The sequence below is a fragment of the Blautia sp. MCC269 genome (genome assembly GCF_018785655.1).
Classification (GTDB): Bacteria; Bacillota; Clostridia; order Lachnospirales; family Lachnospiraceae; genus Blautia_A.
On the sequence record NZ_WQQE01000021.1, the window covers coordinates 111,419 to 126,744 of the forward strand.

A 15,326-nucleotide genomic window follows, 5' to 3' on the forward strand; every position below is an offset into this window, starting at 1 on the left:
TACACATTTACGTGTTCTCAGGCAATCCCTGATTTGATTATTTTTATAATTTCCAGGCAAGTCCCCACCCACTGCTTATCTCTTTTCGCACCCCCACAAGAGACTTACTTGATTTTGTAAAAAAATGCTTCCGAAAATTTTTCCGGAAGCATTCTTATTTATCATTCTAAAACAAATTTCTGCGTCAGTCCAGAAGCTCCTGTACCATCTCCGGGGTAAAGGTCACGGCTTTCACATGATCCACCTCGATCTGATACAGCGCATTGGCCGCGATATGCTCCGCAGCCTGCTCCAGATCACGGATTCCTGTGGTGTCCTCAAATTTCCTGATCACTGCATCCAGCGCCTCATCGGTTACAATACATTCTTCCGGCTTCAGGCTCATACGTTTCAGAACCTTCGGAAGTGCAAATCTGGAGAAGATGATCTTCTTTTCCTCCGGTGTGTAATCCGGAATGTCGATCACTGCAAAACGTGACATCAGAGGAGCACTGATCTGTGCCTTGTCATTGGCTGTGGCAATCGGATAGACACCAACGGTCGGAACCATACATTCCATATAGTTATCTGTGAAACCAAGGTTATCCAGAAGTGTCAGAAGCACATCTGCCGGATTTCCGTTGCCTTTCCCTGATGCAGCCTTGTCAAGCTCGTTGATGATAAATACCAGATTGGATTCTCCTGCCATGGAAAAAGCCTCCATGATGATTCCAGGCTTGGCATTTGCGTAGACACGGGAACTTCCGGTCAGCTGTTCCGGATCGTTAATGGAACTCATATCCAGAGTTGTCCACGGCATTTTCAGGATCCTTGCAACTGCATAGGCGATCTGAGATTTACCGGTACCTGCCGGTCCTACAAGAAGCAGTCCGTAAGCAGGAAGTGTATGGGTACGGTTGATCTGGATGATCGTTTCAATGATTCTCTGTTTTACACGTTCCATTCCATAAAGTTCCTCATCCAGGATACGACGTGCTTCCTTGGGATCAATAGACTCAAAATAATTATGTTTCCACTGAATGTTCATCATAATGGAGAGTGCTCTCTGAGCATGGCGTCTTTCCTCCTGGGAAACTTCATGGGAGCGGGCAACTGCCAGGTTTCTTCTCGCCCAGAGACGGATATTATCCGGCATGGTCTTTCCGGCACAGGTCATAAAGTCGGTGATACTCTGAATGCTGGTGAGCTTCATGTCATCACCGTCTTCTTCCTCCTCATCGTCCTCATTTACTTCTGCCGGCGCACTGCTTGCAAACAGACGCTCGATCATGAACTGAAGAAATCCATCCTCTGCAGAAAGCTTGGTACCGCCGCCAAAAGCGATCTCACGGATCTTGTAAACTGCATATCCCTCTTCTGTATTCTGTCCTGAAAGACGGATGTTGATATGATTTTCTCCGAGCCATTTGATCAGACTTGTAAAACGAGAATCGATCTTCAGGATATCTGCCGGAAAAACACCGTCCTCTTCCTTGAACTCAAATGCTGTCTGCTTTGCAGGGTTGGAAAAATATCCGCAGGAATGATGTTTCCACTCTCTTTTGCTGTTATCCAGGATCAGCACCGGTTTCTCCGGTGTGGCTTTTGTCTCATTGGAACGAAACGTTGTATATGTGCACTGGCTCTTTGTCTCATTTTTGTCTGCCGGTGCTGCACTGAAATCAAAAACTGGCATGTGCTTTACTCCTCTTTCTCTGAAAATATCTTTCGCAAGGCGGATTTTTCTATTCCACTTCGCTGTATGTTCATGAACACGATTGTTTCACGGTTTGCATTCAGTGTATCACGGATTGGAAATCTCAACAACTGGTGATCTGATTTTTTATGCATTTTTTTGCATAAAACCATGATGTTTCCTCTGCGGACTTGGCTTCGTCATTTTCCCATAAGTTGTTTAAACAATTTTGCAGTTTGCCGATTGACACTGCCTGTAAACTGTGTTATCGTGCAATTATGTTTGCTTTATATTTTTTACAAAAGCTGACACAATTACAGTACCTGTGGATTTCCTGTTTGTAAAACATGCACTCCCATTACTGTAGTTGTATTTTTTTGGAGGAGGAAATGAGAAATCAACTTTCACAGCGGGATGACTTTTATCCGCAGATCGTTAAGCTTGTCATCCCTATTATCATTCAGAACCTGCTCAGTGCAGCGGTCAATTCTGCTGACGTTATCATGCTGAACTTTGTAGGTCAGTCATCCATCTCCGCAGTTTCCCTGGCAGCGAACTATTCCAATGTCCTGTTTATGGTATACTACGGTCTTGGTACAGGTGCTACCCTGCTTTGTGCCCAGTATTATGGAAAAGGGGATTACAAAGCCATTCAGATCATTGAGGGAATTGCACTTCGTTTTTCCATGATCATCTCTATTCTTGTGGCTCTGGTTGCATTTACCATGCCGCAGATGATGATGAAACTGTTCACCAACGATCCAGAACTTCTGGCCATAGGTTCTTCTTATATACGCATTATGGGTATCACCTATATCTGCTGGGGTATGACGGAGGTTTATCTGGCCGTCCTTCGAAGTATCGGGCGGGTAACTGTCAGCATGGCCATGAATATGCTGGCTTTTGGATTGAATATCCTTTTAAACGCCACTTTTATCTTTGGCCTTTTCGGAGCTCCAAAACTTGGAGCCACCGGTGTTGCCATTGCTACCGCGCTTTCCAGAACCGTGGAACTGATCGCATGTTTTATCGTTTCCGCCTTCAGTAAAAATGTACGGCTGGATCTTCGATATATGTTTATTAAAAATAAGCTGTTGTTCAGCGATTTTGTACGGCTTTCCCTGCCGGCTCTTGGCAATGATATTTCCTGGAGTGTTGGCTTTTCCATGTATTCGGTAATCCTCGGGCATCTTGGTACGGATGCGGTTGCTGCCAATTCTCTGGTTGTAGTTGTCCGTAATATCGGTACGGTTTTCTGTTTTGGTATTGCAAGCGCAGGTGGTATCCTTCTTGGAAATGTGATGGGCCAGGGAGATCTGGAGCGTTCCAAGCGTTATGCTTCCAAAACTTTGAAACTTACAGTGATCGCCGGTGCTTTTGGCGGCCTGATCGTTCTTGCTATTACACCTTTTATTATGAAGTTTGCTTCTCTGACTCCTACGGCTATGCATTATTTGAAGTATATGCTTCTGATCAACTGTTATTACGTTATGGGAACTGCAGTAAATACAACCTTGATCGCCGGTGTATTCCGTGCAGGCGGTGATACGAAGTTTGGCCTGATCTGTGATACGATCGATATGTGGGTATATGCAGTGCCCCTTGGATTCTTCGCCGCGTTTGTACTGAAGCTGCCGGTTATGTGGGTGTATTTTCTGCTCTGTACAGATGAGTTTGTGAAGTGGCCTTGGGTTATTAAGAGGTATCTTAGTGGAAAATGGGCTAAGAATATTACCCGTGAGGATATATTTGAGAATAATAAATAGAATATTGGGTGGATGTGGAGTATTGACTTTTACTGACGAAGGGACGCAGGACAGAACGTTCACGTTCGCTTCCGTCCCCTTCCGGTTTGAAATGCCAGCCCCCGACGAAGCCGCAGAACCGGACAGATACTGTCTCCCGGGCGTCCGTTCATCCACCAAACTACCGTAACCTCTTAACTAACCGTTCCGTCAACTGCTCCACCGCCATCTGCACCTCACGGATCTCCTCCGCCGAAATCCCATCTTTATGAAATCCCCCAGTACAAACCACTCTCTTTCCAAGCTCCTTCGAAATCTTCTCCGCCATCCACCGGCAGACAACCTCATCCTTATGCCCCGGAAAATTCAAAACCGAAGAAGTCGCACTCACACTACCATCTCCTGAAAGGGATTCCCTTGGTTCCGTCTGCACCACACACCCCAGATGCGGCCTCTCTCCGCCCTGCAGACAAAGAAGCACATCCTCACCAATCAATGCAGCACTGATCTCCAGCTGGCATCCAGCAGCCACCACACACTCCGTCACAATCCATTCCATCTACGATACTCCTTCGCTTCAATCCCAAACGGCTCCAGAAGCTTCGCCGCAATATGATAAACCATATCATCAATACACTCCGGCCTATGATAAAACGTCATCATCGGCGGAATGATCCTCACCCCCGGGAGCATAGAAAGCTCATAAAGATTCCGAAGATGAATTCCGCTTAAAGGCGTTTCCCTGGCAGCCAGTACCAGCGTTCTCTGTTCTTTGATCGTCACATCCGCCGCACGCAGGATCAGATTATCCGCATAACCACTGTGGATACCAGCAATCGTTTTCATACTGCAGGGCACGATCAGCATCCCCTCTGTTTTAAAAGAACCACTGGCCGGTTTTGCCCCGATCTCCTCCGGTGCACACACATGATCTGCCAGCCGTTTCACATCATCCACTTCCAGCTCTGTCTCCTGCCGGAGAGTCAGCTCTGCGCTGGAACTCATGATCAGATAAGACTCAAAATCCGGATCTTCCCGGATAATCTCCAGACATTTTACAAGGAGCGGCAGGCCACTTGCACCTGTCGCACCAACTATAATTCTCTTTTTCATTTTTTCAGCCATTTCTCCGGATCCAGTTCCATAAAACGTGCTCTGTGGAAACGATCTTTCAGATCATAAGGTACTGTACAGTCAAAAATAGTCTTGCATGCAATTCCATGGTCACGGATGCTTGGAGAAAATGCCGGATCATTGGACGGATCAAGGGGATGGCATCGAACACCCGGAATGGTGATCACATCCACATCTCCCTGGAATCTTGTGTTCATCGCCCAGAGAACATCATTCATGTCAAAACAATCCACATCTTCATCTACAAGAAATACATTTTTCAGCTCACTGAACGCGGAAAAGGCAAGAAGAGCAGCCTGGCGCTGTCTTCCCTCATCGCTTGGAGAAAGTTTTTTAAACTGAAGGACAGCCATATATTTTCCACCGCCGGCACTGCTGCAGTACACATTCTGAAGTCTTCCAGGCATTGCTTTTTCCACCATGCCATAGATACTGGCCTCTGTAGGGATCCCAGCCATGGAAACATGCTCTTCACTTGGTCCGATACAGGTCTGCATGATCGGATGCTCACGGTGTGTCACTGCCGTAACTTTGATCAGCCAGCACTGGTCACTTGCAGGTCCGGTATATCCAGGAAACTCCGGCATAGCGTATCCGGTGTTGCTGTTCTGATCTTCTTTTACACGCACACCAGGGATCACTTCTCCCTCAATTACATATTCCGCATTGGCAATGGCTCTCTCATTAACTGTCACACATTTACAAAGTTCCACCGGCTCTCCACGCAGCGCACCGGCTACAGACAGTTCATCATATCCCAGTGGTGTTGTAGGCGGCTCAAAGCAGGAACCGATCTCAATAGCAGGATCAACTCCGATACTGATAGAGATCGGAAGCTTCTGTCCCAGTTCCTCAGCACGCTCCGCCATAGCTCCGATATGTCTTGCTCCCGGTGTAAAGAAAATGGAAAGCTCATCTTTTCCCTGAATGCAGAGACGGTGAATCGTTACATCATGAACTCCTGTATCCGGGTGTGTGGCATAGCACATGCCAAGTGTGATATACGGACCTGCATCATCCGGCGTATTGGTTGGTGCTGGAACCAGTTTATAAAGGTCAAAATCCGGATCTGTTGTCTTATGCACTACCTGCTGGCACGGTGCATCCCCTTTAAAATCTACCGGTGGAATAGGATTCTCCACACTTTTACAGAGCATCTTTCCAAGATTTTCCGGCCGGGTATCAAGCAAAGCGGCAACTCTCTTTCTACTTGCCAGAAGACCGATGGCCACCTTTGCATCCGGATGTCCTTTCACATGATTAAAGATCATGGCAGGACCTTCTTTTGTAGGACGCTTTACCGTTCCGCCGGCTCCTACATAGCGGTATACCCCTGCAAGTTCTGCCATCGGATCTACTTCCACATCTGTCTCGATCAGCTGATCCGGCATCTGTTCCAGAAGTGCCAGGGCACTTCTTAAATCTCTTACTTTCTCTGCCATAAAAAACCTCCTGCATTCTCTTTATTTTCTGAAGTTATTTTATCTCTTTTTCACATGGTGAATCAATTCTTTCTATGGTATAATTGTTTCCAATATGGAATGATTAATTAAAAGGCAGGTGTTATCATGACTCTTGAACAGATCGACTATTTTATCTGTGCAGCCCAGTCCCGGACTTTTTTTGATGCAGCGGAAACCATGCATATCTCCCAGTCCTCCCTTTCCAAACAGATCATGAAACTGGAAAAAGAACTGGAACTTACCCTGTGGGACCGCAGCAAACGCACAGCTGTGCTTACTCCTGCAGGAGAGTTTTTTTACAAAGAAGCACTTAAAATTTCCAGACAGTACCATCGTTCTATGGAAGCAGTGTCCCATTTTAAGGACAGTGAATCCAAGGTCCTGCATATCGGAACTCTTCCTTTTCTCTCCCAGTACCATCTTACTTCTGTGATCCACAGTTTCTGTGCCGCACATCCGGAGCTTTCTTTTTCTCTGAAGGAGGTGGAAGATCAGGAACTTCTCTCCGGTCTTGAAAAAGATCTCTTTGACCTGATCTTTGCGCGGAAACACATGCTGGATCTGAACCTTTATACTTTTCACGTTCTCACAGAAGACCGGCTGGTTGCCGTATTTCCAAAAAATCATCCTTCTGCGTCCAAAAAAACGGTCTCTCTTACTGAACTGAAAAGAGAAACTTTTATCCTGATGCCTCCGCACACTTCCATTTATCGTTTCTGTATGCGAAGTTTTCACGATGCAGACATCCATCCGCAGATCCTGCGTACTGCCCGTGCAGAGTCTATCGTCAGTGCTGTGGAGATCGGTGAGGGGATCAGTCTCCTTACAGAAAGCAGCTTTCAGTTTTTCCGCCAGCCTTCTCTTACTGCTGTCCCGGTTAACGGACTGGAAAAATTATCGATCGGAATCGCCCATAAAAAAAATATGGCTTTCACATCTTCCGCAGAATGTTTTCTGCAGTTTGTGAAAAGCCATATGTAAACTTTTTTTATAATCCAAACAACATTCCTATTCCATGCACGATGAATGCAACGATCCACGCAGTCACACACTGGAGAAGTGCAATGCCTGCTGCCGTCCTTACGGTTCCCATTTCTCTTCGTACAGTTGCTACTGCTGCCACACAGGGCGTATAAAGCAGGGTAAAGATCAGAAATACATAGGCAGTAAACGGTGTGAACAAAGTCGTCAGCAATGCTGTTTTTCCGCCAAGAAGAACCGTCAGTGTAGATACCACGCTCTCTTTTGCCATAAATCCTGTGATCAGGGCTGTAGATACTCTCCAGTCTCCAAATCCAAGCGGTGCAAACAACGGCGCCACAAGACTGCCGATCTGTGCCAGAAGACTCTGATCTGTGCTGGTAACAAGGTGAAGACCAGCATCAAAGTTCTGCAGGAACCATACGATCAATGTCGCCGCAAAAATAATCGTAAACGCTTTCTGGATAAAACCTTTCGCCTTCTCCCAGATCAGCTGCCCTACACTTTTTGCAGAAGGAAGCCTGTAGTTTGGAAGTTCCATAACAAAAGGAACCGGTTCGCCTTTAAATTTCGTCATTTTCAGGATCAGTGCATACAAAATCCCACAGAGGATTCCCGCAAAATAAAGGCTGATCATCACAACACCACGCCACTGTTTCGGGAAAAATGCGCTGGTGAGAAGCCCGTAGATCGGAAGCTTGGCACTGCAGCTCATAAATGGAGTAAGCAAGATCGTCATCTTCCGGTCACGCTCACTGGAAAGAGTCCTCGTTGCCATAATAGCAGGCACAGAACAGCCGAATCCGATCAGCATCGGCACAAAACTTCTTCCGGAAAGTCCGATCTTTCGAAGAAGTTTATCCATAACAAAGGCAACACGCGCCATATACCCGGTATCCTCCAGGATCGACAGGAAGAAAAACAGGGTGACAATGGTCGGAAGAAAACCGATCACACTTCCGATACCGCTTAAGATTCCATCTACAACAAGAGAATGAAGTACCGGGCTGACACCGGCTGCATCAAGTCCTGCTCCGATAAGACTGATCACCCAATCTACGCCCATGGTCATCCAGTCAGACAGCCATGCGCCAAGGTAATTAAATGTCATGACAAACACAAATGCCATGATTCCTACAAAACATGGGATTGCCGTATATTTTCCGGTAAGTATGCGGTCAATGGACACACTTCTTTTGTGCTCCCTGCTCTCCGCCGGTTTTATCACAGTTTTCTCACAGAGCGTTTCTATAAAATTAAAACGCATATTGGCAAGTGCGGCTTCCCGGTCAAGTCCGCCCTCTTTTTCCATCACATCTACCAATTCTGCCAGAACTTTTTTCTGACCTTCCGGAAGATCCATCCTGCCTTCGATCAGCCGGTCTTTTTCCACGATCTTCGTCGCTGCAAAACGAACCGGAAGTCCTGCTTTCTTTGCGTAAGGTTCGATCAGATGAGCCGTCGCATGGATACAGCGGTGAACAGAGCCTACCGGATCCCCGGGTGACTGGTTTTCCGTACAGAAATCAATCCTTCCAGGTGCTTCCCGGTACATGGCCACATGGACCGCATGATCGATCAGTTCGTCGATTCCTTCATTCTTCACTGCAGAAATGGGAACTACCGGAATCCCCAGGATCTCTTCCAGTTCGTTAACCCGGATGGAGCCTCCGTTGGCTCTTACTTCATCCATCATATTCAAAGCAAGAACCATAGGAATGCCCAATTCCATCAGCTGCATGGTAAGATAGAGATTTCTTTCGATATTGGATGCATCCACAATGTTGATAATACCGGAAGGCTTTTCATTGAGCAAAAAATCTCTTGTCACGATCTCCTCACTGGAATACGGGGAAAGCGAGTAGATTCCAGGAAGGTCCGTCACCGTAGCCTCCGGATGACGCCGGATCGTTCCTTCTTTCTTGTCCACAGTTACACCTGGAAAATTCCCCACATGCTGATTGGAACCTGTCAATTGATTAAAAAGTGTTGTCTTTCCACAGTTCTGATTACCGGCCAGCGCAAATGTGATTGCCTGCCCCTTTGCAATCGGTTCTCCGATCCTGTTCTTCCGGTAATCCCTGGCTTTTCCAAGTTCTCCTACTCCCGGATGTGCAATGGAACGATGTCTCTTATCCTCACAGGGTTCTTCCGGAATCGTCTCAATCTCCGTAATCTCAATCTTTGCAGCCTCCGCAAGCCGCAGCGTCAGTTCATATCCCCGCAGTTCCAGCTGAATGGGATCTCCCATGGGAGCTGTTTTACGAAGGGATACCTCTGTTCCCGGCGTAAGTCCCATATCCAGAAGATGATGTCTTAATTCTCCCTCTCCATGAACATGGATGATTCTTCCACTTTCACCGGTGTTTAATTTATCCAGTGTCATTTCGTCACCTCATCATAAGTACAGTTTATATGGCTAATACCCGTATATGTATTATCCACTGGTATAAATGTAACATAGTTTAAGTTATTTGACAATAACTGATTATTTTCATAAGTTTTATGTAAATAACATGAATTTAAAAGTTATTTATCATTAACATTATTATTTTTTCTCATTAGAGTACAATTTTACCGTATAAAAAACAGACGACAGAAGAATCTGCCGTCTGCATTTCCATATCACTCTTATGTGTACAAAGAAAGGGACTTACTCACCGATCAGCCAGTTATACATCTCTTCATACTGACGTGCGGAATTATTCCAGGAGAAGTCTGCTGCCATCGCACGATCTACCAGTTTATTCCACTCGCGCTTCTTATCGTAATATACACTCTCCGCATAACGGATCGTAGCAAGCATCTCATGTGCATTGTAATTTACGAAGGAAAATCCGGTTCCTGTTCCCTCAAATTCATTGTACGGAACAACGGTATCTTTCAGACCGCCGGTCTCTCTGACGATCGGAAGGGTTCCATAACGAAGGCTCATCAGCTGGCTTAAACCGCATGGCTCAAACAGTGACGGCATCAGGAATGCATCGGATGCTGCATAAATTCTGTGAGACATTGCCTCATCATAGTAGATCTGTGCGGAAACCTTGCCATGGTATTTCCAGTCAAAGTGGCGGAACATATTCTCATAACGTTCCTCACCGGTACCAAGAACAACGATCTGAACTGCATCCTGGCACAGCTCATCCATGATGTAAGCGATCAGGTCAAATCCTTTCTGGTCTGTAAGACGGGATACGATACCGATCATCATGGCCTTCGGATCCTGCTCAAGTCCAAGATCTTTCTGAAGCTGGATCTTGTTCTTGATCTTCTCTTTACGGAAATTCTTGGCATTGTAATTTCTGGTGATGTTCGGATCTGTCTCCGGATTAAATTCATTGTAATCAATACCATTTACAATACCACGCAGGCTGTTGGCTCTCGCATTGAGAAGACCATCCAACTTCTCACCGTAGAACGGTGTCTTGATCTCTTCCGCATAAGTATTACTTACTGTGGTGATGGCATCCGCAAATACCATACCGCCTTTCAGGAAGTTTGCATCCTTGTATGCTTCCAGTTTATCCGGTGCAAAGTAGTAATCAGAAAGTCCTGTAATGTCCTTAACAGTCTTAACATCCCATACACCCTGGAATTTCAGGTTATGTATTGTCATAACAGTCTTGATTCCGCGGAAGAACTCATTCTCCTGGAAAGAATCGTGAAGATAAACCGGAACAAGTCCTGTCTGCCAGTCATGACAGTGAATGATATCCGGTCTGAATCCGATTACAGGAAGAACGGATAACACAGCCTTGGAAAAGAAAGCAAATTTCTCAAGATCCCATGGTGCGCTGTCATATGGTTTCGGACCGCTGAAATAATATTCATTGTCAATAAAGTAGAACTGAATTCCGTCGTACTGCATCTGCATGATTCCCACATAGCAGTTCTTGAATCCCAGATCCATATAAAAATGGGTCACATACTCCATTTTATCTTTCCATTCCTGTTTCATGCAGGCATATTTCGGTAAGATTACGCGGATATCAAAATATTTTTTGTCAAAGCACTTAGGCAGTGAGCCGGCAACATCAGCAAGTCCTCCTGTTTTAATAAAAGGTACTGCTTCTGATGTAGCAAACAGAATTTTTTTCATCTGTATTCCCCTCCCTGGGTACACCCGTTTTTATTTGTAATTATACTCCAAAATTCATTCAATTTAAAGACCGATTTTTATATTCCAGTCTGATTTTATCCGCGATCAGTGCTATGAATTCTGAATTCGTGGGTTTCCCTTTTCCGGTGCTTACGGTATATCCAAATAATTCATCAATCGTATCCATTTTTCCACGGCTCCACGCCACCTCAATTGCATGGCGAATAGCCCGTTCCACTCTGCTTGGCGTCGTCTGGTGACGCTTGGCAATGGTCGGATACAGTATTTTGGTAATGGAGTTCAGCATTTCCATATCATTTACAGATAAAATAATCGCATCTCTGAGATACTGATAACCTTTAATATGCGCCGGAACACCAATTTCGTGAATGATATTTGTCACATCGGTTTCCAGATTTCTCTCCGGTTTCCGTTCTCTCTTTTCTGCAATATTCGGTCTGCTGATCTCCCGAATTCTTCTGTCTCCAGCTCTCCGGATATGTTTAATCCGGTTCAGAAGCATGGTGTTATCAAAAGGCTTCAACACGTAATAGTCTGCTCCCAGACTGAATGCATCCTCCGTGATCCTTTCCTGTCCAACTGCGGATACTACGATAAACACAGGAACTTTACTGCCGCTGGTGTCATGGGAGAATTTCTCCATCACAGACAACCCGTCCATTTTCGGCATGATAATATCCAATATCACCACGTCCGGTTCCTTATCTTTTATAATGTTACAGATTTCTTCTCCGTTGTGTGCTTTTCCGACCAGTTCAAGGTCTTTATCTTCTTCGATCATCTGACCCAGCATATCTGCCATTTTTGTGTTATCGTCTGCAATTGCTACATTTAATTTGTCCATGAGGACATTCCCTCCTAACTTCTATCTCCTTCAATTTCCAGACCTACCCCGTATGACCGTCTGCAGAAATTAATATTCTACCCTTTTCACCCTTGTTTTCTGCCTACGGTTTCTTTTTCCCCTCTGCTGGCGACAAAATTATTATAGTGGAAATCCTATGCCGAAATCAAGATAAAAGTTGGTACTTTTCCTTATTTTCGTACGATATTTTTCGACATTTTATTTGGTTTATATCACAAAATTCACTTTACAGACACTTTTCCTCACAATGATCTACTTTTTTCTTACATAAAAAAGAGGCACTTTTCCTGTGTTTTTACAGCATTTTTCCGTGCCTCTTTTTCTGATTATGCCACATCCATCATATTTTCAATAAAAATTCCATACCCACTCGTGGAATCCTGTACAAAAACATGTGTTACCGCACCAAAGAGCTTTCCATTCTGAAGCACAGGGCTACCGGACATTCCCTGGACAATCCCGCCTGTTTTTTCCAGAAGTTCTTTGTCCGTAATCTGAATCACGAAGCTTTTGTTGGAATCTTCATGATTCAAATCGATCCTGGTGATCTCTGCCGCATACTCTTTTACCTCTCCATCTGTGCAGCAGAAAACAGATGCAGGTCCGGTTTTCAGATCCTGCTTGTACCCTATGGGAACTTTCTCCAGATTCATATTTTTCAGCTGACTGGCCTCCATCGTTCCAAAAATACCGTTTTTTCTGTTTTCAGAAATCTCTCCCAGGATATTGCCGGCTTCGTATCGAATCAACCCGGAAAGTTCTCCGGGATTTCCTTTTTCTCCTTTCCGGATTCCAAGGATCTGAGCATCATACAGATTTCCGTCTGCGATACTTAAGAGTTCGCCTGTGTCCACATCGCTGATCCCATGACCAAGAGCACCGAATCTTCCCTCTTCATCCACATAAGTTAATGTTCCGATTCCCTGCGTATCATCCCTCACCCAGATCCCCAATTTGTATTTCCCCTCCTCATCTTTCACCGGAGTTAAAGACAGAGGGATCGTTTCTTTTCCCCGACGAACCTTCAGTGTCACAGATTCCCCGTCAAGATCAGCCAGATCTTCCAGAAGATCCTGCTTACACTGGATCCGGTTCTGATTAAAAGCCACAATATAATCTCCCGGTTTTACAATGTCCCGGGCAGGTTCTTCCGTCTCGCCGCTTTCTGAGAGGATCTCACCTGTGTCAATGATCAGAACGCCTTTTGTCTGCATATAAATGCCCACTGCAGCTCCACTTACGTATACTTCTTTTGCAGTTGTATGTTTTACTTTCACATCCTTAAAAGGAATCACTCCCAACACTCTGCAGTGCAAAGTATAGCTGTCTTTTCCTGAGACTGCAATGGCATCATCAAAGCTGACAAAAGGGCGCTTAAGAAGGCTGGCCACCTCCCGGCTGTTCTCGTGATCCACCAGGATCTGATCCGGAATCTTCCGGTCCAGAATCCGGTAGCCCAGCCATCCCATCAGCATCAGATCCAGTGCAAGAAATGCCAGGATCAGATAACGGTACTTCCTTTTTCTGTTCATCATACGTCACATCCTTTGTATTTTTTTAACAAGGGGCTATTTGCAATCCACATTCGGTTAAAAAAGAGGACTGACCTTCCGGCCGTCCTCTCTTAGTATGTAACGTATGAATTATTTCAGTCTTGTATTTTTTTGTTGCTGTGCCAATTCCTTCATTTCTCTCGCATTTTCAAGAACAGCCGGTGTGATCTGGGCGCCACCCAGAAGTCTTGCAAGCTCACGAACAGATTCCTCTCCTTCAAGAGGATGGATCTGGGTGATGGTCTCTGTTCCTTCCACATGTTTCTCAATCTCAAAATGGGTATCCGCCATTGCCGCAATCTGTGGAAGATGGGTGATACAAAGCACCTGTCTGTGCTGTCCGATCACAGCCATTTTTTCGGATACTTTCTGTGCGGTACGGCCGCTGATTCCTGTATCGATCTCATCGAAGATCAGCGTATCAATCTGATCCTTATCTGCAAGGATCGCCTTGATGGCAAGCATAATCCTGGAAAGCTCTCCACCGGATACGATCTGCCCCAGCGGTTTTCTGCTCTCACCCGGGTTTGTGGAAATCTCGTATTCTACCGTATCATAACCATTGTCTGTATAATTTTTTCTGCGGTCAAAACGGATGGAAAAATCCACATCCTCAAAATTCAGCTCCTTCAGTCCGTCGATGATTTTTTCATCCAGCTGTTTACTGTATTCTTTCCGGATTTCTGAAAGTTCATGCGAAACTTCTTCGAGAACCTTTTCTGTCTGTACAAGTTTTTCTTTCAGAAACTGGAAATTTTCTTCAAATTTTTGAAGTTTTTCCAGTTTTTCCTGCTGTTCCTTCTGATAAGACAAAATTTCCGGGATCGTCTGGCCGTATTTTGCCTTCAGGCCATTGATCAAATCCAGACGTTTTTCTGTTTCAAAAAAAGTTTCTTCATCAAAAGTAAGGCTGTCCATATAAGAGGACAGATCCCGGCAGAAGTCACTGAGAAGAGAATCGATCTCTCCAAGGGCTTCCTGTAAAGGTGCAAGTTCCTTATCGTAATCCACAATTCTGGAAAACTCTTTCAATGCGTTTCCGGTCATGTCCGCGGCACCCTGTTCATATCCGGTCAGCCCGTGAACCATCTGTGCGGTTTCCATGATCCTTCTGGCATTGCTCAGTTTCCGGTAGCGGTCTTCCAACATTTCATCCTCGCCCGGAACAAGAGCTGCTTCTTCGATCTCGTTGATCTCAAATTCCAGAAAGGCTTTTTCCCGGTTACGCTGTTCCTCATCCATGTCCAGCGCTTTCAGCTGATCCATACAGTTCCGATACTCCCGGTAAGCTTCCCGGACCTTCTCCCTGGCCGGAAGGATCCGTTCTTTTCCGTATACATCCAGGATCGCCAGCTGGCGGTCACCGTAAAGAAGGGACTGATGCTCATGCTGTCCGTGAATGTCCAGAAGGCAGGCTGCTGCCGCTTTCATCTGGCTGACTGTGCTTGTCTCTCCGTTGATCTTGTTGATACTTCTGCCGTCCATGATCTTACGGGACATCAGCACCTGTCCGTCCTCCGGATAGATGTCAAGCGCCGCAAGGGACTCTCTGGCTTTCGTGTTTTCAACCTGAAATAACAGCTCTACCAGGGCATAGGAAGCATTTTCGCGGATCATGCTTCTGGAAGTTTTTCCGCCCAGGATGAGCTGTATGGATCCTAACAGGATGGATTTTCCGGCTCCGGTCTCACCGGTTAAAATGTTTAATCCCGGTCCGAATTCCACCTCTGTTTCCTCTATCAGTGCAAGATTTTTTACATGCAGATGTACTAACATTGGTTTCCTTTCTG

General features: G+C 45.5%; 11 protein-coding genes. 2 read left to right on the forward strand and 9 right to left on the reverse strand.

The window, feature by feature from the left end; translation table 11 throughout:
* Window positions 1-184: 184 nt before the first annotated feature.
* A complete protein-coding gene (locus tag GPK88_RS07435) occupies window positions 185-1,675 on the reverse strand; it encodes an AAA family ATPase (RefSeq protein ID WP_173761948.1) in 1,491 nt (496 codons plus the stop codon).
* A 389-nt stretch (window positions 1,676-2,064) separates the two neighbouring features.
* Between GPK88_RS07435 and GPK88_RS07440 the strand changes: the two genes are divergently transcribed.
* Window positions 2,065-3,441: an MATE family efflux transporter gene (locus GPK88_RS07440; RefSeq protein ID WP_173761947.1), complete on the forward strand. Its 1,377-nt coding sequence runs from the start codon at window positions 2,065-2,067 to the stop codon at window positions 3,439-3,441.
* Between the two features lie 160 nt (window positions 3,442-3,601).
* Here GPK88_RS07440 and lpdD read toward each other — a convergent pair whose 3' ends face one another.
* The 3 genes from lpdD to GPK88_RS07455 are packed head-to-tail and all read right to left on the reverse strand — an operon-like array spanning window position 3,602 to window position 5,996.
* Window positions 3,602-3,979, reverse strand: a complete 378-nt coding sequence (gene lpdD / locus GPK88_RS07445) for a prenylated flavin chaperone LpdD (protein WP_173761946.1) — start codon at window positions 3,977-3,979, stop codon at window positions 3,602-3,604.
* A complete protein-coding gene (locus GPK88_RS07450; protein ID WP_173761945.1) occupies window positions 3,964-4,533 on the reverse strand; it encodes a UbiX family flavin prenyltransferase in 570 nt (189 codons plus the stop codon). Before GPK88_RS07450 ends, lpdD begins: the two co-directional genes overlap by 16 nt.
* Window positions 4,530-5,996 carry a UbiD family decarboxylase gene (locus GPK88_RS07455; RefSeq protein ID WP_173761944.1) on the reverse strand — a complete coding sequence of 489 codons (1,467 nt, stop codon included), beginning with the start codon at window positions 5,994-5,996 and terminating at the stop codon, window positions 4,530-4,532. Before GPK88_RS07455 ends, GPK88_RS07450 begins: the two co-directional genes overlap by 4 nt.
* Window positions 5,997-6,122: 126 nt before the next feature.
* On the opposite strand from GPK88_RS07455, the gene GPK88_RS07460 reads away from it, so the two are divergent.
* On the forward strand, window positions 6,123-6,998 hold the full coding sequence (locus GPK88_RS07460) for a LysR family transcriptional regulator (protein ID WP_173771475.1): 876 nt from the start codon (window positions 6,123-6,125) through the stop codon (window positions 6,996-6,998).
* Window positions 6,999-7,005: 7 nt separating this feature from the next.
* Here GPK88_RS07460 and feoB read toward each other — a convergent pair whose 3' ends face one another.
* From feoB to recN, 5 genes are all read right to left on the reverse strand, one after another.
* Window positions 7,006-9,384, reverse strand: coding sequence for a ferrous iron transport protein B (feoB, locus tag GPK88_RS07465; RefSeq protein WP_148446625.1), 2,379 nt, complete (start codon window positions 9,382-9,384; stop codon window positions 7,006-7,008).
* 267 nt (window positions 9,385-9,651) lie between these two features.
* Window positions 9,652-11,097 carry a glycogen synthase GlgA gene (gene glgA, locus GPK88_RS07470; protein ID WP_148446627.1) on the reverse strand — a complete coding sequence of 482 codons (1,446 nt, stop codon included), beginning with the start codon at window positions 11,095-11,097 and terminating at the stop codon, window positions 9,652-9,654.
* 58 nt (window positions 11,098-11,155) lie between these two features.
* A complete protein-coding gene (spo0A, locus tag GPK88_RS07475; protein WP_148446629.1) occupies window positions 11,156-11,962 on the reverse strand; it encodes a sporulation transcription factor Spo0A in 807 nt (268 codons plus the stop codon).
* Between the two features lie 347 nt (window positions 11,963-12,309).
* The gene (gene spoIVB / locus GPK88_RS07480; RefSeq protein WP_243278896.1) at window positions 12,310-13,518 is read right to left on the reverse strand and encodes a SpoIVB peptidase; all 1,209 of its coding nucleotides are present in this window, start codon (window positions 13,516-13,518) and stop codon (window positions 12,310-12,312) included.
* 108 nt (window positions 13,519-13,626) lie between these two features.
* Window positions 13,627-15,312: a DNA repair protein RecN gene (recN, locus tag GPK88_RS07485; protein ID WP_195565790.1), complete on the reverse strand. Its 1,686-nt coding sequence runs from the start codon at window positions 15,310-15,312 to the stop codon at window positions 13,627-13,629.
* Window positions 15,313-15,326: the final 14 nt, after the last annotated feature.

Bases quoted from the DNA above. Each gene is read 5' to 3' on its own strand.
- GPK88_RS07435 (WP_173761948.1), bottom strand. From the start codon at position 1,675: ATGCCAGTTTTTGATTTCAGTGCAGCACCGGCAGACAAAAATGAGACA.
- GPK88_RS07440 (WP_173761947.1), top strand. From the start codon at position 2,065: ATGAGAAATCAACTTTCACAGCGGGATGACTTTTATCCGCAGATCGTT.
- lpdD (WP_173761946.1), bottom strand. From the start codon at position 3,979: ATGGAATGGATTGTGACGGAGTGTGTGGTGGCTGCTGGATGCCAGCTG.
- GPK88_RS07450 (WP_173761945.1), bottom strand. From the start codon at position 4,533: ATGAAAAAGAGAATTATAGTTGGTGCGACAGGTGCAAGTGGCCTGCCG.
- GPK88_RS07455 (WP_173761944.1), bottom strand. From the start codon at position 5,996: ATGGCAGAGAAAGTAAGAGATTTAAGAAGTGCCCTGGCACTTCTGGAA.
- GPK88_RS07460 (WP_173771475.1), top strand. From the start codon at position 6,123: ATGACTCTTGAACAGATCGACTATTTTATCTGTGCAGCCCAGTCCCGG.
- feoB (WP_148446625.1), bottom strand. From the start codon at position 9,384: ATGACACTGGATAAATTAAACACCGGTGAAAGTGGAAGAATCATCCAT.
- glgA (WP_148446627.1), bottom strand. From the start codon at position 11,097: ATGAAAAAAATTCTGTTTGCTACATCAGAAGCAGTACCTTTTATTAAA.
- spo0A (WP_148446629.1), bottom strand. From the start codon at position 11,962: ATGGACAAATTAAATGTAGCAATTGCAGACGATAACACAAAAATGGCA.
- spoIVB (WP_243278896.1), bottom strand. From the start codon at position 13,518: ATGATGAACAGAAAAAGGAAGTACCGTTATCTGATCCTGGCATTTCTT.
- recN (WP_195565790.1), bottom strand. From the start codon at position 15,312: ATGTTAGTACATCTGCATGTAAAAAATCTTGCACTGATAGAGGAAACA.